Origin of the sequence: Arthrobacter sp. KNU-44 (assembly GCF_051843155.1) — a bacterium.
In the GTDB taxonomy this organism is placed as follows: Bacteria; Actinomycetota; Actinomycetes; order Actinomycetales; family Micrococcaceae; genus Arthrobacter.
Window position 1 is genome coordinate 763627 of sequence record NZ_JBPXNG010000002.1, and the last position, 21751, is coordinate 785377.

The following is a 21751-nucleotide window of genomic DNA, read 5'->3' on the forward strand; positions in this document are numbered from 1 at the left end:
TTCAGCGGGTCGTTTGCTTTTGTATTTCCTCTTCACCCCCAGCAGTGATTTGCAAAGTATCATAGCGATCGGCGCGAATCAATTAGTCAGCCGACGAACCCTCAGAGTACTTGTTAACCATTGAAATGAGTGCGCATGGGGCCCCGCCGCTAGGCCTTGACGGGGTGGAACTTTTGCTGGGCGGCAAGCAAACCTTCGGTCATCAATACCTCAACAGCATCCGCTGCTTCATCCAGGAGGAACGGCAGCTCTTTCCTCTCGGAGGGTGCAAAATCCCTGAGGACATAGTCCGCAGTGTCCATCCTCCCGGGTGGCCTGCCGACCCCCACGCGAACCCGCAAGTAGTCCTTTGTAGCCAAAGCCTTGGAAATATCGCGCAGGCCGTTGTGCCCGCCTTCCCCACCGCCGATCTTCAATCTAACCGTATTGAAGGGAATATCAATTTCGTCGTGGACGGCAATAACGTGATGCGGAGCGATGTCGAAGAACCTGGCGAGGCCGGAAACGGGTCCTCCGGAAACATTCATATAGCTCATCGGTTTCGCCAGTACTACGCGGGGCCCCCCGATTCCTAGCCTGCCCTCGACCACGTGGGCCCGGGCCTTGTGGGCTTTGAAGCTTCCGCCCATCCGCGAGGCAAGTTCGTCCAGGACCATTTGGCCGACATTGTGGCGGTTGTGGCTGTATTCGGCACCGGGATTGCCAAGGCCTACGATCAGCCAAGTGTCTGTCATGGAGTCATCCTAGGGAATCAAGAGGGTGGAATGAAAAAGAAGTGGCCGGGACCCCTCGGGGACCCGGCCACTCACAAAGGCTAATGCCTCGATTAGTCCGAAAGACTACTCAGCAGCAGGAGCTGCCTCTTCCTCGGCTTCCGAGGTGGCCTCCGAGATGTGGATGACGAGCGTCTCCGGATCGGTGAGCAGCTCCGAGCCAGTCGGCAGGACGATGTCCGAAGCGTGGACGTGCTCGCCGGCCTTGCGGCCTTCGATGCTGATTTCGACGAAGGTCGGCAGGTGGGTGGCCTCGGCTTCGAGGGAAACCGTGGTGGCTTCCTGGTTGGCGACAGCGCCAATGGCAGCTTCACCAATAACGTGGACGGCCACGTCGACGGTAACCTTCTCGCCCTTGCGGACTGTCAGCAGGTCGATGTGCTCGATGATCTGCTTGATCGGGTCGCGCTGGATGTCCTTCACGAGAGCCAGGTGCTCTTCGCCGTTGACGTCCAAGGCCAACAGTGCGTTGGAGACGCGGACGGCCAAGGTGGTGGCACGGCCCGGCAGGTTGATGTGGAGGGGCTCAGCGCCGTGACCGTAGATGACAGCCGGGATCTGGCCGGCCGCACGGGCGCGGCGGGCGAAACCCTTGCCGAATTCGGTGCGCAGTTCTGCTGCGAGCTTCTGCTCAGACATGTGTACTCCTTGATTACTGTGGCGCCGGCAAATTGCCGGCAAGTCGATCAGCAAGGGCGGAGGTCTGTGGTGACCTTCCACGCCCGGCAGAGGACCAGCCGCTGAGCAGCAGGTTCGGTCCGCCTTCGTTGAAGGAGATTCAGACCCAGTCGATAACGGAGACCCGCAATCCGGTTTTAACCCGGATGTGCTCTCCCTCGCCAAGGTATCCCCAAGAGTTTAGCAGCCGCGTCCCGCCAAAGGGAAAACGGCGCGGGCCCAGCCCAACTAACTCGCATTTGTTGTCGTTTTGAGGCTCGAAAACGACAACTACTGCCAGTCAGTTGGGTGGGGGCTACGCGTTGCCGTCGAAGAGGCTGGTGACGGAACCGTCGTCGAACACTTCGCGGATGGCGCGCGCAATCAACGGTGCGATCGACAGCACCGTGAGCTGCGGGAAGCGCTTGTCGGCCGGAATCGGCAGGGTGTTGGTGACGACAACCTCGCGGGCACCGGAATCGGCCAGGCGCTGCGCCGCCGGCTCGGAGAACACGGCGTGGGTGCACGCGATGATGACGTCCTTGGCACCGGCGTTCTTGAGGACCTGGACAGCGCCGGAGATCGTTCCACCGGTGTCGATCATGTCGTCGATCAGAACGCAGGTGCGGCCTTCGATCTGCCCGACGACGGTCTTCGAGACAGCCTGGTTCGGGACCGTGAGGTCGCGGCTCTTGTGGACGAACGCCAACGGCGCGCCGCCCAGGCGCTCGGCCCACTGTTCCGCGACGCGGACACGGCCGGTGTCCGGCGAGACGACAGTGATGTTGTCCGCTTCGACCCTGGTGCGGATGTAGTCGGCAAGCAGCGGAATGGCCATGAGGTGATCCACGGGGCCGTCAAAGAACCCCTGGATCTGGGACGTGTGCAGGTCCACGGACATGATGCGGTCCGCGCCGGCGGTCTTGTAGAGGTCTGCCACCAAGCGGGCGGAGATCGGCTCGCGGCCGCGGCCCTTCTTGTCCTGCCGGGCGTAGGGGTAGAACGGCGAAACAACCGTGATCCGCTTCGCCGAGGCGCGTTTCAGGGAATCGATCATGATCAACTGCTCCATGAGCCAGTTGTTCAACGGGGCCGGGTGCGCCTGGATGACGAAGGCGTCCGTGCCACGGACGCTCTCCGCAGAGCGCACATAGATCTCCCCGTTCGCGAAGTCGTAGGCGTCGATAGGCAGGAGTTCGGTGTCCAACTCCTTGGCGATTTCCTGCGCCAGCTCGGGGTGCGCCCGTCCGGCGGCGAGAACTAGTTTCTTCTCGCCGTGTGCGGTAATTTCGCTCATGCCTGTGTGCCCTCTTCTGTGGTTGCCGGAGTACTTGAGGAATCGGGGGTGGCAGTGGAGCCATGCGCGGCTTGCGCAGCCTGCGCCAGCTGGGCCGAGTTGCTGCCCTGCCGGTTGGCGATGACCCAGCCTTCTGCATTGCGCTGGGGAGCGACACTCAAGGTGAGTGCTCCGGCGGGAACGTCTTTGCGGATGATTGCGCCGGCACCGCTGTACGCGCCGTCACCAATCGTTACCGGGGCAACGAAGACGGTGTTGGAACCGGTCCGTACGCCGGAGCCGATCACCGTACGGTGCTTCTTCTCGCCGTCGTAGTTGGCCGTGATGTTGCCGCAGCCGATGTTGGTGTCCTCGCCGATCTCGGCGTCGCCCGCATAGCCGAGGTGGGACAGCTTCGAACCGCGGCCGATCGTCACGTTCTTCGTTTCGTAGAACGCGCCGATTTTGCCGGTCTCCCCGAGGACAGTGCCGGGGCGCAGGTAGGTGAACGGGCCCACGCTTGCCCTGGCGCCAATGGTGGATCCCGAACCGTGGGTGCGGGTCACCTTCGCGCCTTCGCCCACCGAAACGTCGGTGAGGGTCGTGTCGGGCCCGACGACGGCGTCGCGCGCCACGGTTGTGGTGCCGTGGAGCTGTGTGTTGGGCAGGAGGCGGACGTCCTCGTCCAAGGTGACGGTGGAATCGATCCACGTGGTGGCCGGGTCAACCACCGTGACGCCGGCACGCATCCAGGCCTCGATGATGCGGCGGTTGTGCTCGGCACCGAGCGCGGCGAGCTGGATACGGTCGTTGGCGCCCTCGACCTGCCAGCGGTCTGCGGTGACGACGGCGGAAACCCGGCCTCCGGCGTCGCGGGCCAATTCGAGAACGTCCGTGAGGTACTTTTCTTGCTGGATGTTCTCAGTGGTCACTTTGCGCAACTGCTCGCGAAGCACTTTTGCGTCAAAAGCGTAGATGCCGGAGTTGACCTCGCGGATTGAGCGCTCGGAGTCGCTGGCGTCTTTGTGTTCGCGGATGCCCAGCACGGTGCCGTCCTCGGCACGAAGGATGCGGCCATAGCCATTGGCGTCGTCGAGAACCGCAGTCAGGACCGTCACCGCGTTGCCCTCGGATTCATGCGTGGCGACAAGCTCGGAGAGAAGAGAACCGGTCAGCAAAGGCACATCGCCATACGTGACCACTACCGTGCCAGTGAGTTCGGCCTTCGCGTCCAAGGCGTCAAGGGCTACTTCCACCGCGCGTCCGGTTCCCGGAACATCGTCCTGGTCCACGATGACGGCGTCGGGATCCATCAGTCCGATGTGCGCCGCGACGAGGTCGCGTTCGTGGCGGACCACCAAGGCCAGCTGCTGGGGATCGATGGAGCGGGCCGCGAGGATGGCGTGCGCCACCATCGAGCGTCCGCCGATTTCGTGAAGGATTTTGGGAGTCCGCGACTTCATCCGCGTACCGGCTCCGGCAGCTAGGACAATTACAGCGGCGGGGCCAGTAGTATCGGGGCTCACGAAGTCGCTCTCCTTGCTCGGTTACGTCCGGGCGAACCCGGCTGCGGCATCTGCTCTATCCTACTCTTGCCGATTCACAGCCTTCCGTGCAGCCAGTGGACAGCTTCGGGAGAGACGGTGCCTTCAGAGGCGGTGCCGGCAGACCACCGACAAGTTCCGCCCATAGGATTCGAACCTATACTCCACGGCTCCAAAGGCCGGGGTGCTGCCATTACACCAGAGCGGACCGTGCGCACGCGGCCCTTGCGGACGCGGGGTCCTCGGGCTTCCCGATTGACCGGGTCGCACACACAAGAATCTAGTTTGCCATGACCATTGCGGTGTTCGCGACTTGGTGCATTCCTGAGTCCTTTTCATCGGCACTTACAGGCACTCCCGAGGTCGCTGCACGCTTGACATGAGGCATGATGGATGCGTGAGCAACAGCACAGGACTTCCCCGGCAATCGACGGGTTCCAGGGTAATCAACCACGCACCCGCCGCCCAGGTTGTCCGTGCCCGGATGACAGGCTCCCAGCGCCGGTCCCAGCTCATCGAAATTGGCCGGGGCCTCTTCGCCGCCCGCGGCCTGGACGCTACGACCATCGACGAAATCGCAGCGGCCGCAGGCGTGTCCAAGCCCGTGATTTACGAGCACTTCGGCTCGAAGGAAGGCCTCTACACGCAGGTTGTGGAGTTCGAATTCCGGATCCTCCTCGACGCCATCAACGAGTCCCTCGCCGCCGAAGCCAAACCGCGCGTCCTCGTTGAACAGGCGGCGCTTGCCTTGCTTGGCTACATCGAAGAGCGGAGCGACGGCTTCCGGATCCTCATGCGCGACGCCCCGCCATCCCAGCCCGAAGGCGCCTTCTCCACCCTGCTCTCCCACGTGGCGGATCGCGTGGAAAACCTGCTGGCCGACGAATTCTCCCGGCGCGGATTCAGCGCAGCCGATGGAGCCGTGTACGCCCAGATGCTCGTGGGCATGGTGGCCATGACCGGCCAATGGTGGTTGGACCACCGCGAGCCCGACAAGCGCGCAGTAGCGGCCCACCTGGTCAACCTGGCATGGAACGGCCTGACGGGCCTGCAAAAAGAGCCGGAGCTGCGGAGCGAGGGCTAGGGGCACCTTTCGCGTCGCGTCCGTGGTCACCTTCGCGGTCACGTCTTTGGTCTCCTTCGCGGCGCCACGGCCCATTCGCCAGTGTCCGTGGTTGCCTTTGCGGTCGCGTCCGAGGTCGCCTCCGCGGCGCAACGGCCCTTCGCCGTCGCTTAGACACAGCGCATGTGGGGGTCTTCCGGTCGCTGAGCGACCTCCAAACCCCGATGCGCCGCGATGCGCTCCTACCCGAAGGCCCGCAGCACCGCTCTTGCCAAAGTTCCGTTTGGGACTCACCCCTATGCGCGCATTGGTGTCGACGCGGATGTGTCCCGGCGACGCGCAAAATTCCTGTCGACACCGGAATCCGCGCATCGGATTCCTCTTTCCGAGTCGTCAGCACATTTGGATGTCGATTCGGACCCAGCGCCCTTCTCTCTTTCGCGGACGACGCCGGCAGTCCGCCGCCCTTAACCGCCGGACTGCGGGAATCCGCGACGTGCCCGACTACTCCCCCAGGATCTCGGCCGCCTCGAGCCATTCGAGCTCCAGGCCTTCTTTTTCTTCGAGGAGTTCCTGGAGCTTCGTGTTCAGTTCGCCGAGGGCGTCGAAGTCGCCGGAGTGGGACTTGGCCGCCATTTGGACGTGGAGCTTCTCTTCTTGTTGCGCGATCTTGCCGAGCTGCCGGTCGATCCGGTTCAGGTCCTTCCGGGCTTCACGTTTCTCTGCTTCGCTCGGACCGGAGGCGGCCGCACTCGAGCCGCTTGCCGCCGTCGGCCTGGCGCTCCCGCTCGACGCGCCGCCGGTCACCGCACCGCTCGCGAGCGCGGCTTCGCGCAATTCGAGGTACTGGTCCACGCCGCCCGGAAGTCCGCGCAGCTTGCCATCGCCCAAGAGTGCCATTTGGGAATCCGTGACGCGTTCCAGCAGGTAGCGGTCGTGGCTGACAACGACGAGCGTGCCGGGCCAGCCGTCAAGGACGTCTTCGACGGCGGCAAGAGTGTCGGTATCGAGGTCGTTGGTGGGTTCGTCGAGCATCAGGACGTTGGGTTCGCCCACGAGCAGGCGCAAAAGTTGCAGGCGGCGCCGTTCGCCACCGGAAAGGTCGGTGACGGGCGTCCACTGCTTTTCCTTCGTGAACCCGAGTTGCTCCACCAGCTGGCCGGCCGTGAATTCCTTGCCGCCAACGCTGAAGGAGCGTTTCTCGCGTTCGATGACCTCGATGACACGAAGGTCGGACACATCGTCGAGCTCCTTCACGTCCTGGCTGAGCACCGCCGTGACAACGGTCTTGCCGCGCTTGACCTTTCCGGAACTCGGCGTGATCTCGCCGTTGAGCAGCCGCAGCAGTGTGGACTTTCCGGCACCGTTGACGCCCACCAGCCCGAGCCGCTGCCCGGGCGCCAAGCGCAAGGTAACGTCGTCGAAGAGCTTCCGGCCGGCGTCGTCGCCCTTGAAGTCGAGGGAGACACCTTCAAGGTCCAGCACGTCCTTGCCGAGCCGGGCGGTTGCCATCTTGCTGAGGGCCACCGAGTCGCGCGGATCAGGAACATCGGCGATCAGCTCGTTGGCGGCTTCGATGCGGAACTTCGGCTTCGAGGTTCGCGCCGGGGCGCCCCGGCGCAGCCACGCCAGCTCCTTCTTGACCAGCTGTTGCCGTTTGCTCTCGACGACGGAAGCGCTCCGGTCGCGCTCGGCGCGGGCCAACACGTAGGCCGCGTAGCCGCCGTCGAACGGGTCCACCATGGCGTCGTGAACTTCCCACGTCCGGTTGCAGACTTCGTCCAGGAACCAACGGTCGTGCGTCACCACAAGGAACGCGCCCTGGTTGGCCCTCCATCGGGTCTTCAAGTGCCGGGAGAGCCAGGCGACCCCTTCCACGTCGAGGTGGTTGGTGGGCTCGTCGAGCATGATCACGTCGTGGTCCTCGATGAGCAGCTTGGCCAAGGCGACCCTGCGCTTTTGTCCACCGGAGAGGGCATGCACGTTGGCGTGCCAATCGACGTCGGCCACGAGGCCGCCCATGATCTCGCGGATTTTGGGGTTCGCGGCCCATTCATGGTCGGCTTGGTCGCCGACGATCGCGGCCCCCACGGTGAGGTCGCCGTCGAGCACGTCGGACTGGTCGAGGTAGCCGACATTGACGTCGCCGCGTTTGGTGACGCGGCCGGAATCCGGCGTCGATCGCAATGCCAGCAAGCGCATCAGCGTGGATTTGCCGTCGCCGTTGCGCCCGACCATGCCGATCCTGTCGCCGTCCTCCAAACCAAGGGTTACGCCGTCGAGGATGGTGCGGGTTGCGAACGAAACGGTGAGGTTTTCACCGCCGAGCAGGTGGGCCACTGGGTACTACTTTCTGATGTGAACAGTCAGGGCGACTTGTCAAAGGAGGGTATCGGAGATGATCCGGGCACCGGGAACCGGGCCGTGCACAGCAAGGGCGTTGTGTCCCAGGTGCCGAAGGTCTTCGGCGAGCCCTTCGGCCGCCCGGGGGTTGTGGGCGAGCAAGGCCACGGTGGGGCCGGAACCCGAAACGATCCCGGCGAGGGCACCGCTCGACTCTCCCATCCCGATGGTGTCCCGCAATTGCGGAGACAGCTCGATCGAGGCGCGCTGAAGGTCGTTGACAAGGACTTTGCTCAGGGCGTCGGGATTCCCGTCGCGCAGTGCCTGCAGGATCTTGGCGTCGACCTCTAGCGGTTCGGGGATGTCGAGTCCCTCGGTGTTCCGAAGCCTGTCCAAGGTGTGGAAGACCTCGGGTGTGGAGAGTCCGTAGTCGGCGCAGACCAAAACCCAGTCCATCTGTGCTTTCGCCAAGGCGGGTGAGAGTTCGTCGCCGACGCCAAGCCCGACGGCGGTACCTCCGAGGAGCGAGAACGGCACGTCCGCACCCAACTCCGCGGCAAGGTGGGCCAGTTCTTCCCGGGACAAACCACTGTTCCAGAGCGCATCGCAGGCCAGGAGCGTCGCCGCGGCATCGGCCGAGCCGCCGCCCATGCCTCCGGCAACAGGCACGCGCTTGGTGATTTCCAAGTGCACTCCCGTGGCGTTCTCCGAGACATCCCTCATGATGGCGGCAGCCTTGTAGGCCAGGTTCCGCTCGTCCAGCGGGATGTCCACACCGTCGAGGTCCAACGTGCTTGAGGGAGCGATGCTGACCGTGATCCCGGGACCCTCGGTGCTCGTGGCGGCTACTTCCTCATACAGGGATACCGCGAGATACACGCTGGCCACCGAGTGGTAGCCGTCGGGCCGCAAGGGGCCGACGTTGAGGGAAACATTCACCTTGCCGGGCGCCCGGACGCGGACGGTCCGTGCGACGAAGCGGCCGCGGATCGCACCGCTGATTGCCGGATTCATGCGTCCAGGGGGTGGCGTGCCTCGGCGATCCGGACAAACGCGTTGATATCGAGCACCTCTCCGCGGGCCGTCGGATCAACGCCTGCAGCCACGATGAAACGTTCGGCCTCGGCCGCGCTCCCGGCCCAGGACGCGAGGGCCGCGCGGAGTGTCTTGCGGCGCTGGGCGAATGCTGCGTCGATGACCGCGAAGACTTGCTCGCGCGTCGCGTGCGTTGCCGGCGGTATACCGCGGGTGAAGGACACGAGTCCGGAGTGGATCTTCGGCGCCGGCCAGAAGACATTCATGCCGATCACGCCGGCTTTGCGCATGTGGCCGTACCAAGCGGCCTTGACCGAGGGAACTCCGTAGATTTTGGAGCCGGGCCCGGCGGCCAGCCGGTCCGCCACTTCGTCCTGGACCATGACCAGCCCGTGTTGCAGGCTCGGGAAATGCTGGAGCAGGTGCAGGACCACAGGGACCGCCACGTTGTACGGCAGGTTGGCCACGAGGGCCGTGGGCTGTACCGGAAGTTCGGTGATCTTCATGGCGTCGGAGAGGACGAGATGGAAATCGTCCACGGACTCCGGGCGCCACGCGCGCACCGTGTCCGGCAACTTGCCTGCCAGTACGGGATCGATTTCGACGGCGACAACTGTTTTGGCGGCGTCGAGCAGGCCGAGCGTCAACGAACCAAGCCCCGGCCCAACCTCGAGCACGGTTTCCTCGGGATCGATACCGGCGACAGAGACGATCCTCCGGATCGTGTTGCCGTCGATGACGAAGTTCTGGCCCAGGGTCTTTGTCGGGCGGACACCGATTTCCTCGGCGAGCCGTCGGATGTCCGCAGCTCCCAGAAGGGGTGCGACGGCGGCGGGTTCGGAATTCGGTTCAGTCACCTAGGTATCGTATCGTCTGAGCGACTAGCGGGAGCGCGCGCTCCCCATCTTCGGCACGCGAAAAGGCCGGGCCCGAAGATTCCGGACCCGGCCAATTTCATTTCGTTTAGCTGGAAGCTGCCCAGCCACAGCCCCAAGGTCCGAGGCCGCGCTGCGCGTAGACGCGGTTGGCGATGTCAATCTGCTGGGCCTTGCTGGCGGCGGCTGCGTTGGGAGCGTAAGCGCCACCGCCGGAACCGATCCAGGTCTGGATGTCGAACTGCAGGCCACCGTAGTAACCGTTGCCGGTGTTGATGGCCCAGTTCCCGCCGGACTCACACTGAGCAATCTTGTCCCACATTGCCTCGTTCGGCGCGCCGGTAGGTCCTGAGGCAACAGCCGCGGCGGGGGCGGGCTTGGGGCGCTCCTTGGTTCCGACCGTCACCTTCGCGGAGACCGGCTTGACGGTGACGTCAGAGGAGACCAAAGACCGGGAAGCTTCGCGACCATCTACCAGGACGAGCTTGAACGTCTTGCTGAGCAGTCCGAGGACCCCTTCCTGGGTCACAGTCTTCTGGTCGCTGAACTGGGTGGGGTCTTCCATGGTGACCGTGTCAAAGGGGACGTTCTCCGTCTCGGTGGCGGTCTTGCTGGTGTCCACCCGGGAAACCTTGATCACCATGTTCTGGACAACGGGAGCCGAGTTGGGCTGCGAAACCCGGTCGTTCGCGCCGAGCGAGACGCCGGCATCGCTGAGGACGGTTCCCACGTCGGCCGCCGTCGTGGTCTTTGAAGAGCTCTGCCCGTCGACAATCAGGCTGATCGTCTTGGGGGTAAGGATCGAAACGTAGGATCCGGAGACGGCCAGCTGCGTGTCCTTGGGCTGGGAGACGGCCGATGCGCTCGCGACGCCGAGCTCGGAGACGAGGCCTTCGACGTTCGGGGCCGTGGTGTTGACCGTCCGCTGGGCGCCGTCAAGGCTGACCGTTACGGCCTTGGCCAGATTGACGTTGATGATGGAGCCGTTCTGCACCGAGGTGTCCAAGGCCGGGGAAACCCGGTCCTCAGCCTTCAGATCAACCTTGGCTGCCTTGACCACCTGGTCAACGGTATTGCCGAAGGTCTGGACGGAACTCACTTTGCCGTCGACGTTGAGGGTGACTGATTTGTTGTTGCCCGTGAAAGCAACGACTCCCAGCACCAGTGCCAAAAGCACCAGCAGCTGCGCACCGACCTTGACGAAACTGAACTTGCCGCCCGTGGTGAAGAACTTGACCATGTTTGCCCGTAACTTTTGGACCATCCGGGCACGGGGAAAAGCGCACAGGGGCCTCCTGCCGCGGTCCCGGATGCAGGCCGAAGCATGCGTGAGGACTGCAGCGGAGTTGTGCGCCGCCACACTCAATTCAACTGAAAACACCAATTGCGAACGGAGTTAGTTGTCCGAAGGCCTTCCCCGACCCCGGCTACTGGTTACCCACTGTAACCGAAGCGTTATAAAGTGACCAAGATTTTTACATACTGGGTATGCAGCGTGAATGCTGCCTAGTCCCAGGATCCGTAGGTGGCGATGGTGTTTTGAGCCAGTTGCGAGCACAGCGTGGATAGCTCTGTTCCGGTCACTTCGGCCATGGAACGGACGGTGTACGGCACCATGTAGCTCGCGTTCGGACGGCCCCGGTAAGGGTGCGGCGTGAGGAACGGGGAGTCCGTCTCGACGAGCACCAGCTCCGGATCCGCGATGGCCAGCGCGTCCCTCAGATTTGCGGCGTTCTTGAACGTCATGGTGCCCGCAAAGGACATGTACCAGCCGTTCAAATTGCAGATCCGTGCGAGTTCTTCATCGCCCGAGAAGCAATGGAACACCACCCGCCCGGGGGCCCCCTCCTCCCGGAGAACCTGGACCACGTCGTCGTGGGCGTCACGGTCGTGGATCTGGAGCGTGAGGTCCAGTCTCTTCGCGATATCGATGTGGCGGCGGAACGAATGGCGCTGGTGCACCAGTCCGTCTCCATGGGTGCGGAAGAAATCAAGCCCGGTTTCACCGATCGCACGGACCCTCGGATGGGCAGCCAGCTCCTCGATTTCCGCGAGCGCCGATTCCAGCTCTCCGCGGCCCGCGTAAACGGGGGCGTCGTTGGGGTGGATGGCGACAGCTCCAAGGAGCCGCCGGTCCGCGTCAAGCGCCTGGACCGTGAACCGCGATGACTCGAGGTCGCAACCTACCTGCACCGCGCCCTGGACACCTACGGCTTCGGCTGCGTCCAGGGCATCCGCCACCGCGACTTCGAGCAGGCCGTGCCGGAAGTCGAGGTGCGTGTGGTTGTCCATCACGGGGACCGGCAGCGGTTCGGGAGCAGGCGGGTATTCTTTGCGGGAATCGCCGGTTTCAGGCGCGCGGTAGGAAGCCGGCGGGAGGGAATTGCACATGGATCCACCCTATCTTTCCCTGCTGATGCCTTCCTGATCGCCGACGTATCCCTCCCTGATCACCCCTGTATCCTTTCCAGCGGAACATGCCTCTGTCTGCGGCGGCCCTAGGCTGGGTAGTCTGGTACAAAAGGCGGTAAATCCCGGCCAGGGCACCGCGGCCCGGCCGGGGTTCTGTCATGGCTGAGGGGATTGTCCATGGACTCAAAGCGACACGGCACCGTTGATGACGAGTTGCTACGGGACGAGGCCGTGGCTGCCCTGCCGCCTGAGCGCGAGTCCTTCAACGGGCACAAGCCGACGGTCATGGATCCTGAGCAATTCCACGCTGCCAGCGAGAAAATCCTGGCGGCCATCAACAAAGTCATCGACGGCAAAGCCGAGGCCGCCAAGCTTGCCCTCACCGTCCTCCTCGCCCAAGGCCACCTGTTGGTGGAGGACGTGCCGGGTGTCGGCAAGACGCTGCTCGCCAAGACCCTCGCCCGGACCATCGATTGCAAGGTCAGCCGGATCCAGTTCACCCCGGACCTTCTTCCTTCGGACGTCACCGGCGTCTCCATCTACAACCAGTCCTCGAGGCAGTTCGAGTTCCGGATGGGTGCGGTGTTCGCCAACATCGTGATCGGAGACGAAATCAATCGCGCCTCCGCCAAGACGCAGTCCGCCCTCCTCGAATGCATGGAGGAACACCAAGTGACGGTGGACGGCCATTCTTACCAGCTGGGCGAACCGTTCATGGTTGTCGCGACGCAGAACCCCATCGAAATGGAAGGAACGTACCCGCTACCGGAGGCGCAGCGGGACCGTTTCATGGCCCGCATCTCGATGGGCTACCCGGACAAGCTCTCCGAGATCGAGATGCTCGAGACGCATCAGGCGGTCTCACCCCTCGCCAAAGTCACACCGGTGGTCACTTCCGCGGACGTCGCCGCAATGATCGCCACGGTGCAGCAGGTTTACGTTTCGCAGTCCGTCAAGGAATATACGGTTGCCCTGGGCCGGGCCACCCGGGACAGCGCCCGCCTGCGCCTCGGAGCCAGCCCGCGCTCCCTCCTGCAGCTGCTGCGGGCGGCCAAAGCGACCGCTGCCCTCGACGGAAGGGATTTCGTCCTTCCCGACGACGTCATTTCCGTCGCCGAGTCCGTTCTGGCACACCGCATCATCCTTGACCGCAAGGCCGCGAGTTCCGGTGATACACCACAAAGCATCATCCGGGCCATCTTGGCCTCCCTCCCGGTAAGCCAAGACGCTGGCGCGGAACGCCGCGGCAGCTAGGGAGAGGGAAGGAGGGGGCAGGCATGGCGCTGATCGATCTACTTCCGAAGCATCTGTTCACTACCCGTGGCTGGGGTTTGCTGGCCAGTGGTGTGGGTTTCTTGCTGCTTGCCCAGATCACTGGCAGGCGGGATCTGTTGGCCCTCGGGATCCTGCTGCTGGTGCTGCCGCTGGTATCGCTTGCCGGCGTCCGCATACTCAAGCCGCGTTTCCAGGTGTTCCGCGAATTCCATCCCTCCTCCGTGGAGACTTCCTCCACGGCCACCGTGCGCTTGGCAGTTGCGCGGACCGGCGCAGCGGCCGGGCCGGTGATCATGGAAGAGCAGTTGCCACCGCGCTTCGGCGAACCTCCGGCTTTTCGCTTTCCCGCCCGTGCCGCTTCCGGCGGCACCAGCCGCTATGAGTACCACTTGCGCTCCGGCAAGCGCGGCCAGTTCAGGATCGGTCCGGTCACGGCCGAGTTCTGCGATCCCTTCGGATTGTCGCTGCACCGGCACGAGATCGACGACGGCGACATCCTCACCGTGACGCCCGCCGCCGTCGAACTCCCCGCCACAGGCCTGGCCGGCGCACGCGGAAACGACGGCGTGACGGCCACGCGGATCCGCGCCAATCCCAGCGACGACGATGTGATGACCCGTGAATACCGGCATGGCGACCCCATGCGGCGCGTCCATTGGGCCGCGACGGCGCGGCACGGCGAACTCATGGTGCGGCAGGAGGAATCCGTCACCACGCCCGAGGCGACCATCATCCTGGACCAACGCTATTCCGCTTTCGTGTCGGGCTCTGCCGCGGTCTTCGGCCCCGCGCACGAAGACGCTTTTGAACTGGTGAGCAGTGATAACTTCGAATGGGTCGTGACGGCAGCGATGTCGATCAGCGCCCACCTTGCCGATCGCAACTATTCGCTGCGTTTCCTCGATGCCGCCGGACACCCCGCATTTCGCACATCCCGCTCCGCGCCGTATCCCGAAACCGAGGAATTCAGCAGCGTGGGAGGCCTGCAATCCATTGCCGAAAGCCTCGCCGCCATCCAGCTCAGCGGCCCACGGCATGTCCACGGCGAGCGCAGCCGCAAGGAAGCCGCCGTCGTCGATGGTGCCGAGGCGCCCTTCGACGACCATCTCATGGACAAGCTGGCCGCACACCGCCTGCGTGGCCCCGTCCTCGCGTTGCTCGGCAACATGCCGCTCTCCGAGGCCCGCGCGTTGGCGCCGGCCGCCGGCTACGGGGCCAACGCCTTTGCCCTGGTGGTCACCGACCACCCGCACCACGTCCAGCCCGTCATCGAAGCCCTGAAGCTGGGTGGCTGGCGTGCCGTGGCCGTGAGTTCGAGAACGGACCTTACTGCCGCATGGGCCGGTTTCGATCAAGGAGAGATCCTCGCGGCCGCTGCCGCAGCGATGGACGTCCGGCGTGGCGCGGCGGTGCCACGATGACCACTACCTCCAGGAACGGCTCTCCGGGACGGTCCGCGGGCCCGGAGCCGGCAGGGACAAGCGACCCTGCCTCCCGCGGTCAGGGAAGTGCCCCTGGTCCGGGAAGGGCGCCCCGCGCCCGGCGGAAGCCAGGGCCCGGAGCGTACCCTTGGGCAATGTCGGCGGCCATCGCCGTCGCAGTGCTCGGAGCCTCGCTCTCGCTCAACGGGGTTTTCAGGGGTTGGGCCTGGCTGGTTCCCGCCATCACCACGGTGTTTGTCGTCGGATTGACCTTGGCGGTCCTGCGCGCCTTGAGGGTCCACCCTTTGCTCACCACTTTGGGCGGCCTGCTCGCCTTGGTGTTTATCCTCGACTTCACGTTCTTCCGGCCGGAAAGCATCGCGGGCTTCATTCCCTCCGGCGCGACCCTTGACACGCTGGGTCAGTTCCTCAAACGGGCCGGCGAAACCGTAGTCTCGGAGACGGCACCCGTCTCACCGAACGCAGGAATCGTGTTCGTCGCCTGCGCGGCCCTGGGCGTGGTTGCTGTCCTCGTCGACGCCCTGGCGGTCCCGCTCGGCATGCCTGCGACGAGCGGCTTGGGCCTGCTGGTTGTCCTCGTGTTCCCGGCGACCATCAAGCCGCAAGGCGGCGGGCTGCCCGGATTCCTCGCTGCCGCAGTCGGCTTCATCCTGATCCTCGGTTGCAGCCAGTGGTTCGCGCCGGACTCCCGGTTGCAGACCGACAACGCCCATGGCACGGGGCAGCTCAAACGATCCATCGTGATCGGTGGCGTGGCCCTGGCGCTGGGGCTCCTGTTGCCGTTGGCCATTCCGGGCTTCGATCGCGGGACGTTTCCGGTGGGTTCGCGGTTGAATCCCTGGGGTGTCTCCAACGGCCTGAACCCCATGATCACGCTCGGCAACAGCCTGCGGAATCCCACCGGCGACGGCAGCATCACCTATGCCACGAGTTCCACGGCCCCGGTCTACTTGCGCTCCGTCACCATCGACAAGTTCGACGGCGATACCTGGGCACCGGACGACCGCGAAGCCTCACGGCGCATAGGGCCGGGCCGGATGGCGCCGGACTACCCGCTCCCCTCCGAGCTCGTGCGCCAAGTGACGGTGGTCGACACCGGGCAGTTCACCAGTCCGTACCTTCCGGTCCCCTATGCACCGACAGCCGTCAACGGTCTGAGCGGACGCTGGTCGTGGGATCCGGCGACGCTCAGCATCCGCGGCGAGGACGGAACCACGAGGAACCAGCAGTACACGGTGTATTCGGCGCTGCCGGCCCTGACCTCCGCAACGTTGAGCTTGGACAACGCCAAGCCCACGTCCATCTCGCAGGATTTCATCCAGTTGCCGAGCAATGTTCCGGACATTGTGAAGAACACCGCCAAGACAGTGACGGCCGGCGCCAACGGCAACTATGCCAAGGCGATGGCGATCCAAGACTATCTGCGCTCGTCTCAGTTCAGCTACTCCCTGCAGGCTCCGGTGCAGGGCGGTTATGACGGCAACGGCATGTCAGTGCTGGCCGATTTCCTGCAGCAGAAGAGCGGCTATTGCGTGCACTTTGCCTCTGCAATGGCCGTCATGGCGCGGCTCGAGGGAATCCCGAGCCGCATCGCCGTCGGCTACGCGCCGGGCCACGCCACAGGGGCCACAGTTGCCGTGGCGGGCCAGGAACCCCTGCCGGAATACCAGGTGGATGCCCGCGACGCCCACGCCTGGCCCGAGCTCTATTTCGAGGGAGTCGGTTGGGTCGCCTTCGAACCAACCCCTTCCCGCGGCGTCGTTCCGCCCTACGCGAGCGAGGCTGCCGCAGCGGGCGGCCCGAGCACCAACCTGCATGACGAAAACCTGACCCCGGGTTCCTCGACTCCCGCGCCGAGTACCGCTGCTGTACCGCCCGTTGCTGGTCCGGGAGTCGGATCAGGCACGGCCGGCGGCTCCGCAACCATTCTGTACGTCACCGCGGCCGCGCTTCTTCTTGCGGTATTGGCAGCCTCCCCGCGGCTGGTCCGCTCCGGCATCCGGGCTCGGCGCCTGAGGCCGGCACGGGCCAAGCATCCCGGTTCGGGAGGCACAGCCGGCCCCGCCGAGCCCCGGGATGGCCCCGTCCTGGCATGGGCTGAGCTCCAGGACCTCGCCACGGATTACGGTGTACCGCCCGTGCCCAGCGAAACGCCGCGGCATTTCGCGGCTCGATTGAGCAACTCGGCCGCACTCGGAGCGCCGGCTGCGGCAGCGTCGCCGTCGGGAGCCGCCGACGACGCCGGCCAGCACGCGCTTGCATCGCTCACCGGAGACTTCGAACGGCAGCGTTATGGTCCCCCCGCGGGCATCCCGGCGGATACTACGGCGGAGGAACCGAACCCGGCCGGGGACCGGATCGCGGCTGTCCGGGCCGCGTTCCGGCGCAACGCCTCCTGGTTCGCGGTCTTCCGCGCGGACTGGTTCCCGCCGTCCTTGATGTCCCGTTGGTTCCAGCTCTTGTGGTCACCTTTCCGCTGGCTGGGTGGCATTTCCGCCGCGGCAGCACGCCGCGCGGCAGCATCCGTGCAGAGACTGTCCGGCTCCATCCGCTGGCGGCGCTGACCCAACTAACTCGCAATAGATGTCGTTATGGGCGCCGAAAACGACAACAACTGCGACTCAGTTGGATGGAACGGCAAAAGGCAGGGCACCGGAACCCAAAGGTTCAGTGCCCTGCCTTCATTCAACGGCAGGTCCCCGTTGCGAGAGGTCTGCCGAAGGCTTTGCTAGTCGGCGTAAGGATCCGCGATGCCGACGTACTGCGTGGTGAGGTATTCCTCGATGCCTTCGAAACCGCCTTCACGGCCCAGGCCGGACTGCTTCACGCCACCGAAAGGTGCTGCGGCGTTGGAGATGACGCCGGCGTTGAGGCCGAGCATGCCGGTCTCGATCCTTTCGCTGACGCGCAGACCACGGTTCAAGTCCTTGGTGTAGACGTAGGCAACCAGGCCGTATTCGGTGTTGTTGGCCAGCTTGATGGCTTCGTCTTCGCTCTTGAACGTGATGATCGGGGCCACCGGTCCGAAGATTTCTTCCTTCAGGATGCGGGCGTCCGCGGACACGTTCTTGAGCACGGTGGGCTGGTAGAAGTAGCCTGGTCCGTCCACCGGGGCACCGCCGGTGACGGCGATCGCGCCGTTGGCAACGGCGTCGGACACGAGGGCATGCACGCCGTTGCGGGCCTTCCCGTCGATCAGCGGGCCGACCGTGGAGTCCGGCTCGGTACCGCGCGCGGTGTTCAGCGCGGAGATCTTGGCAGCGAACTTGTCGGCGAAGGCGTCGGCGATGGAGTCGTGCACAATGAAGCGGTTGGCTGCGGTGCAAGCCTCGCCCATGTTGCGCATCTTGGCCGCGACAGCGCCTTCCACGGCCTTGTCCAGGTCGGCGTCCTCGAAGACCACGAACGGGGCGTTGCCGCCGAGTTCCATGGAGCTGCGGAGGACTTTGTCGGCGGCTTCGCGCATGAGGGACTGCCCGACGGCGGTGGAACCTGTGAAGGAGATCTTGCGCAGGCGGTCGTCCTTGATGAGGGGCCCTGTGACTGCGCCTGCCGTGGAGGTCTGGACGACGTTGAGCACGCCTGCGGGGAGGCCGGCTTCCTGCATGACCTGCGCGAAGAGCAGACTGGTCAGCGGGGTCAGGTTGGCGGGCTTGAGCACCATGGTGCAGCCGGCGGCAACCGCGGGGGCAATCTTGCGGGTAGCCATGGCCAGCGGGAAGTTCCACGGGGTGATCAGCAGGCAGGGACCAACAGGCTTCTTCTGGACCAGGATGCGGTTCTTGCCGTCCGGGGCCGCGGAGTAGCGGCCGCTGACGCGGACGGCTTCCTCGGAGAACCAGCGCAGGAACTCGGCGCCATAGGCTACTTCGCCGCGGGCTTCGGCCAAGGGCTTGCCCATTTCCAGGGTCATGAGCAGTGCGAAGTCTTCGGCGCGTGCCGTGACAAGTTCGAACGCTCGCCGCAGGATTTCGCCACGCTCGCGGGGAGCGGTACGGGCCCAGGAGGCCTGGGCGGCGGCAGCAGCGTCCAGCGCCGCGGCGCCGTCCTCCACTCCAGCGTCGGAGATGCTCAAGAGCACCTTGCCCGTGGAGGGATCCTCGACATCGAACGTCTTGCCGGACGCCGCAGGCAGCCACTGGCCGTTGATGAGCAGCCCCGTGGGAACGGAGGCGAGAAGTTCGCTTTCGCGATCGGCGGTAACAGTCACAGTGACTCCTTCGTCAGTCGGCGCACGTTGGAGAGATGCACCAACACTTGATTTTTGTGGAATTACTGTCACGGTACTGCCCGCCGCGAAGCAGTGTCTACGCCTTCGCGCACTGCCGCGGGAGCAAGTGTTTGTGCAGTTGCACAGCCTCAGCTTGGCCGGAACCTACCGCGCCGCGAGCACTGCCTTACCGCGCCGCGAGCACAGCAGAGTACAGCTCGCGCTTGCTGATGCGGGCCTCCTCGGCCACCGCGGCTACCGCTTCCTTGAGCCTGATGCCCTTGGCAATGAGGTCATTGACCGCGGCAACATGGTCTTCGGGCTTGCCCGGCGCCTGTTCTGGGGCGCCGGCCACGACGACGGCAATTTCGCCGCGGACTTCGTTGTTTTCAGCCCACTCGAGCAGTTCGCGGACGGTTCCCCGGATGACTTCCTCGTAGGTCTTCGTCAATTCGCGGCACACGGCGATGCGGCGGTCCGAACCGAACCGCTCGTGAAGGGCACGGAGCATTGGCTCGAGCCGGTGTGGTGCCTCGAAGAACACCATGGTCCGGCGTTCGTTGCCGAGGTCCGCAAGCCGGGCGCTGCGTTCGCCGGCTTTACGGGGAAGGAATCCCTCGAAACAGAACCGGTCCGTGGGCAGCCCCGATAGTGCGAGGGCCGTCAAGACGGCGGACGGGCCGGGGAAAGCTGTGACGAACAGCCCTGCTGCCACGGCTCCCTCCACGAGGCGGAAGCCGGGGTCGGACACTGCGGGCATTCCGGCGTCGCTCACCATGATGATGGTCTTGCCCGCCCGTACGTGATCCAGCAGTTCCTCGGTCTTGGCGGCCTCGTTGTGCTCGTGGTAGCTGATGACCCGGCCGGACACGGTGATGCCGAGTGACTGGACCAAACGATGCAGGCGCCGGGTGTCCTCTGCAGCGACGATGTCTGCCGTCTGCAACAACTCGATAAGCCGGCTGGAGGCATCGCCCACGTTGCCGATGGGAGTGGCGGCCAGCACGATCCGGCCCACGCCGTCGGGCAGGGCGGGCAGGGCCTCCGTCTCGAGGGACTCCGCCGAGTCGGGAACGGTGGTTTCATCCGGGGAGCTCAGCTGTTCAGTCACCCAACAAGCCTAATGCCCCGGCTACCGCTTTCAGGGAGCTACCGGCGGCAAAAGGTAGCATGGGCTGAGTGACCGATACCTCCGTGCGCCCCGCCCCGCAAACCTGGTTGATACGGCCCCGGGAGGCTTTCGCAGCCGAGGCCCTGCGGACGCGGCTCATTGGCAGCATCCAAAGCTGGCGGGATTATCCGCCGTCCTTGAGGCTCTGGTTCTGGCTGATCCCAACCATTACTGCCGTGATCGGCGGGATCCTGCGTTTTGTCCGCCTCGACGCACCGCACAGCCTCGTCTTCGACGAGACCTACTACGTCAAGGATGCCTACTCGTTCCTGGTCAGCGGATACGAGCGGAGCTGGCCGGACAAGGCCAACGATGCCTTCAATGCCGGCAACCCGAACGTCCTGCTCAACTCCCCCGAGTACGTGGTCCATCCCCCGGTAGGGAAATGGATGATCGCTTTCGGGATGTGGCTCTTTGGCTCGGACAATTCCTTCGGCTGGAGGTTTTCCGCGGCCCTGACGGGCACCCTCTCCATCGCCCTGATCGCCCTGATCGCCCTGAAGCTGTTCCGTTCCCACATCCTGGGCGCGGCTGCTGGGCTGTTGCTCGCCGTCGACGGCCACCACTTGGTCATGTCGCGGACGTCGCTGCTGGACATCTTCCTGATGTTTTGGCTGCTCGCAGCCTTTGGCGCCCTGCTGATGGATCGCGACGACGGACGGCGACGGCTGGCGGCACGGCTTGCCGCGCTGGCAGGCGCCTCCAAGGACGGCCGGCCGACGGCGTTGCACCTCGCCTCGGGGCCGTGGCTCGGATTCCGCTGGTGGCGGCTGGCGGCCGGTGTGTGCCTCGGCTTGGCGGTCGGAACCAAGTGGTCGGCGCTGTTCTTCGTCGTCGCTTTCGGCCTGTTGACCGTGTTCTGGGACATGAGCGCGCGGCGTATTGCGGGCATCCGGAGTTGGCCCAGCGCCGGGATCATCAAGGACGGCATTCCGGCGTTCTTCACCATGATCCCGGTGGCCGGAGCCGTGTACCTGTCGACGTGGACCGGCTGGTTCCTTTCCAAGGACGCCTACTATCGCCACTGGGCGGATACGAATCCCTCCGATACATGGGGATGGATTCCCGGGCCGCTGCGCTCCTTGGCGTACTACCACATGGAGGCGTACAACTTCCATCAAGGCCTCAGCTCGCCCCATCCGTATTCGGCGAGCCCGTGGACCTGGCTCGTCATGGGGCGGCCCACATCGTTCTACTATGAGTCCCCCAAGCAGGGAACCCCCGGCTGCGATCTGCCCAACTGCACTTCGGCGATCCTGTCCGTCGGCAACCCGGTGATCTGGTGGGGTGCCACGATTGCGCTTTTCGTGGTGTTGTTCTGGTGGGCGGGCCGGCGCGACTGGCGGGCCGGGGCCATCCTGGCCGGGGTCGCCGCCGGTTACCTGCCGTGGTTCATGTATCCGGAGCGCACCATGTTCTACTTCTACGCGCTTTCCTTCGAGCCTTTCCTCGTGCTGGCTCTCGTCTATGGATTAGGACTGGTGCTCGGCAAGAGCGGGGCTCCTCCGTGGCGCCGCCGCTCGGGCCTCTACGTGGTTGGCCTTGTGGTGGTCCTTGCCGTGCTGTTGTCGGCGTTTTTCTATCCGGTGTGGACGGCAGAAGTGATCAGCTACCAGGGGTGGCGCATGCGTATGTGGATGCCGTCCTGGATCTAAGGGTCTGCCCGATGGTCAGC

At 64.8% G+C, this 21751-nt stretch carries 16 protein-coding genes and 1 tRNA gene; 5 read left to right on the forward strand and 12 right to left on the reverse strand.

Annotated elements, in window-relative coordinates:
- Positions 1 to 149 precede the first annotated feature (149 nt).
- The 5 genes from pth to ACSVHC_RS04320 form a co-directional block, all read right to left on the reverse strand.
- Positions 150 to 734 carry an aminoacyl-tRNA hydrolase gene (pth, locus tag ACSVHC_RS04300; RefSeq protein ID WP_437772930.1) on the reverse strand — a complete coding sequence of 195 codons (585 nt, stop codon included), beginning with the start codon at positions 732 to 734 and terminating at the stop codon, positions 150 to 152.
- Between the two features lie 105 nt (positions 735 to 839).
- Entirely contained in the window at positions 840 to 1412 is a 573-nt protein-coding gene (locus ACSVHC_RS04305; RefSeq protein WP_345449601.1) for a 50S ribosomal protein L25/general stress protein Ctc, read from the reverse strand.
- Between the two features lie 334 nt (positions 1413 to 1746).
- Positions 1747 to 2727 (reverse strand): ribose-phosphate diphosphokinase, encoded by a 981-nt coding sequence (locus ACSVHC_RS04310; protein ID WP_437772929.1) that lies wholly within the window; start codon positions 2725 to 2727, stop codon positions 1747 to 1749.
- Positions 2724 to 4232, reverse strand: a complete 1509-nt coding sequence (glmU, locus tag ACSVHC_RS04315) for a bifunctional UDP-N-acetylglucosamine diphosphorylase/glucosamine-1-phosphate N-acetyltransferase GlmU (RefSeq protein WP_437772928.1) — start codon at positions 4230 to 4232, stop codon at positions 2724 to 2726. The genes ACSVHC_RS04310 and glmU overlap by 4 nt, the downstream gene beginning before the upstream one ends.
- A 154-nt stretch (positions 4233 to 4386) precedes the next feature.
- Positions 4387 to 4458 (reverse strand) — tRNA-Gln (locus ACSVHC_RS04320).
- Positions 4459 to 4647: 189 nt separating this feature from the next.
- On the opposite strand from ACSVHC_RS04320, the gene ACSVHC_RS04325 reads away from it, so the two are divergent.
- Entirely contained in the window at positions 4648 to 5334 is a 687-nt protein-coding gene (locus ACSVHC_RS04325; protein WP_437772927.1) for a TetR/AcrR family transcriptional regulator, read from the forward strand.
- Positions 5335 to 5817: 483 nt separating this feature from the next.
- On the opposite strand, the gene ACSVHC_RS04330 is transcribed toward ACSVHC_RS04325, so the two are convergent.
- The 5 genes from ACSVHC_RS04330 to ACSVHC_RS04350 all read right to left on the reverse strand — a co-directional run bounded on the left by ACSVHC_RS04330 (position 5818) and on the right by ACSVHC_RS04350 (position 11957).
- Positions 5818 to 7653 (reverse strand): ABC-F family ATP-binding cassette domain-containing protein, encoded by a 1836-nt coding sequence (locus ACSVHC_RS04330; protein ID WP_437772926.1) that lies wholly within the window; start codon positions 7651 to 7653, stop codon positions 5818 to 5820.
- 39 nt (positions 7654 to 7692) lie between these two features.
- Positions 7693 to 8670, reverse strand: coding sequence for a 4-(cytidine 5'-diphospho)-2-C-methyl-D-erythritol kinase (locus ACSVHC_RS04335; RefSeq protein ID WP_437772925.1), 978 nt, complete (start codon positions 8668 to 8670; stop codon positions 7693 to 7695).
- On the reverse strand, positions 8667 to 9548 hold the full coding sequence (rsmA, locus tag ACSVHC_RS04340; protein ID WP_437772924.1) for a 16S rRNA (adenine(1518)-N(6)/adenine(1519)-N(6))-dimethyltransferase RsmA: 882 nt from the start codon (positions 9546 to 9548) through the stop codon (positions 8667 to 8669). Before rsmA ends, ACSVHC_RS04335 begins: the two co-directional genes overlap by 4 nt.
- A gap of 106 nt (positions 9549 to 9654) precedes the next feature.
- Positions 9655 to 10806: a transglycosylase family protein gene (locus ACSVHC_RS04345; protein ID WP_437772923.1), complete on the reverse strand. Its 1152-nt coding sequence runs from the start codon at positions 10804 to 10806 to the stop codon at positions 9655 to 9657.
- 266 nt (positions 10807 to 11072) lie between these two features.
- Positions 11073 to 11957: a TatD family hydrolase gene (locus ACSVHC_RS04350; RefSeq protein WP_437772922.1), complete on the reverse strand. Its 885-nt coding sequence runs from the start codon at positions 11955 to 11957 to the stop codon at positions 11073 to 11075.
- A gap of 198 nt (positions 11958 to 12155) precedes the next feature.
- On the opposite strand from ACSVHC_RS04350, the gene ACSVHC_RS04355 reads away from it, so the two are divergent.
- From ACSVHC_RS04355 to ACSVHC_RS04365, 3 genes are all read left to right on the forward strand, one after another.
- Entirely contained in the window at positions 12156 to 13232 is a 1077-nt protein-coding gene (locus tag ACSVHC_RS04355) for an AAA family ATPase (RefSeq protein ID WP_437772921.1), read from the forward strand.
- A 23-nt stretch (positions 13233 to 13255) separates the two neighbouring features.
- A complete protein-coding gene (locus ACSVHC_RS04360; RefSeq protein WP_437772920.1) occupies positions 13256 to 14674 on the forward strand; it encodes a DUF58 domain-containing protein in 1419 nt (472 codons plus the stop codon).
- A 155-nt stretch (positions 14675 to 14829) separates the two neighbouring features.
- On the forward strand, positions 14830 to 17259 hold the full coding sequence (locus ACSVHC_RS04365; RefSeq protein ID WP_437772919.1) for a transglutaminase TgpA family protein: 2430 nt from the start codon (positions 14830 to 14832) through the stop codon (positions 17257 to 17259).
- Between the two features lie 164 nt (positions 17260 to 17423).
- Here ACSVHC_RS04365 and ACSVHC_RS04370 read toward each other — a convergent pair whose 3' ends face one another.
- A complete protein-coding gene (locus ACSVHC_RS04370) occupies positions 17424 to 18905 on the reverse strand; it encodes an NAD-dependent succinate-semialdehyde dehydrogenase (protein WP_437772918.1) in 1482 nt (493 codons plus the stop codon).
- 187 nt (positions 18906 to 19092) lie between these two features.
- The gene (gene rsmI, locus ACSVHC_RS04375) at positions 19093 to 19923 is read right to left on the reverse strand and encodes a 16S rRNA (cytidine(1402)-2'-O)-methyltransferase (RefSeq protein WP_437773980.1); all 831 of its coding nucleotides are present in this window, start codon (positions 19921 to 19923) and stop codon (positions 19093 to 19095) included.
- Between the two features lie 161 nt (positions 19924 to 20084).
- On the opposite strand from rsmI, the gene ACSVHC_RS04380 reads away from it, so the two are divergent.
- The gene (locus ACSVHC_RS04380) at positions 20085 to 21731 is read left to right on the forward strand and encodes a dolichyl-phosphate-mannose--protein mannosyltransferase (protein WP_437772917.1); all 1647 of its coding nucleotides are present in this window, start codon (positions 20085 to 20087) and stop codon (positions 21729 to 21731) included.
- Positions 21732 to 21751: the final 20 nt, after the last annotated feature.

What these genes read in the sequence shown, in the direction of transcription:
- pth (WP_437772930.1), bottom strand. Translation starts at nt 734, where the DNA reads ATGACAGACACTTGGCTGATCGTAGGCCTTGGCAATCCCGGTGCCGAA.
- ACSVHC_RS04305 (WP_345449601.1), bottom strand. Translation starts at nt 1,412, where the DNA reads ATGTCTGAGCAGAAGCTCGCAGCAGAACTGCGCACCGAATTCGGCAAG.
- ACSVHC_RS04310 (WP_437772929.1), bottom strand. Translation starts at nt 2,727, where the DNA reads ATGAGCGAAATTACCGCACACGGCGAGAAGAAACTAGTTCTCGCCGCC.
- ACSVHC_RS04335 (WP_437772925.1), bottom strand. Translation starts at nt 8,670, where the DNA reads ATGAATCCGGCAATCAGCGGTGCGATCCGCGGCCGCTTCGTCGCACGG.
- ACSVHC_RS04345 (WP_437772923.1), bottom strand. Translation starts at nt 10,806, where the DNA reads ATGGTCAAGTTCTTCACCACGGGCGGCAAGTTCAGTTTCGTCAAGGTC.
- ACSVHC_RS04350 (WP_437772922.1), bottom strand. Translation starts at nt 11,957, where the DNA reads ATGTGCAATTCCCTCCCGCCGGCTTCCTACCGCGCGCCTGAAACCGGC.
- ACSVHC_RS04355 (WP_437772921.1), top strand. Translation starts at nt 12,156, where the DNA reads ATGGACTCAAAGCGACACGGCACCGTTGATGACGAGTTGCTACGGGAC.
- ACSVHC_RS04360 (WP_437772920.1), top strand. Translation starts at nt 13,256, where the DNA reads ATGGCGCTGATCGATCTACTTCCGAAGCATCTGTTCACTACCCGTGGC.
- ACSVHC_RS04365 (WP_437772919.1), top strand. Translation starts at nt 14,830, where the DNA reads ATGTCGGCGGCCATCGCCGTCGCAGTGCTCGGAGCCTCGCTCTCGCTC.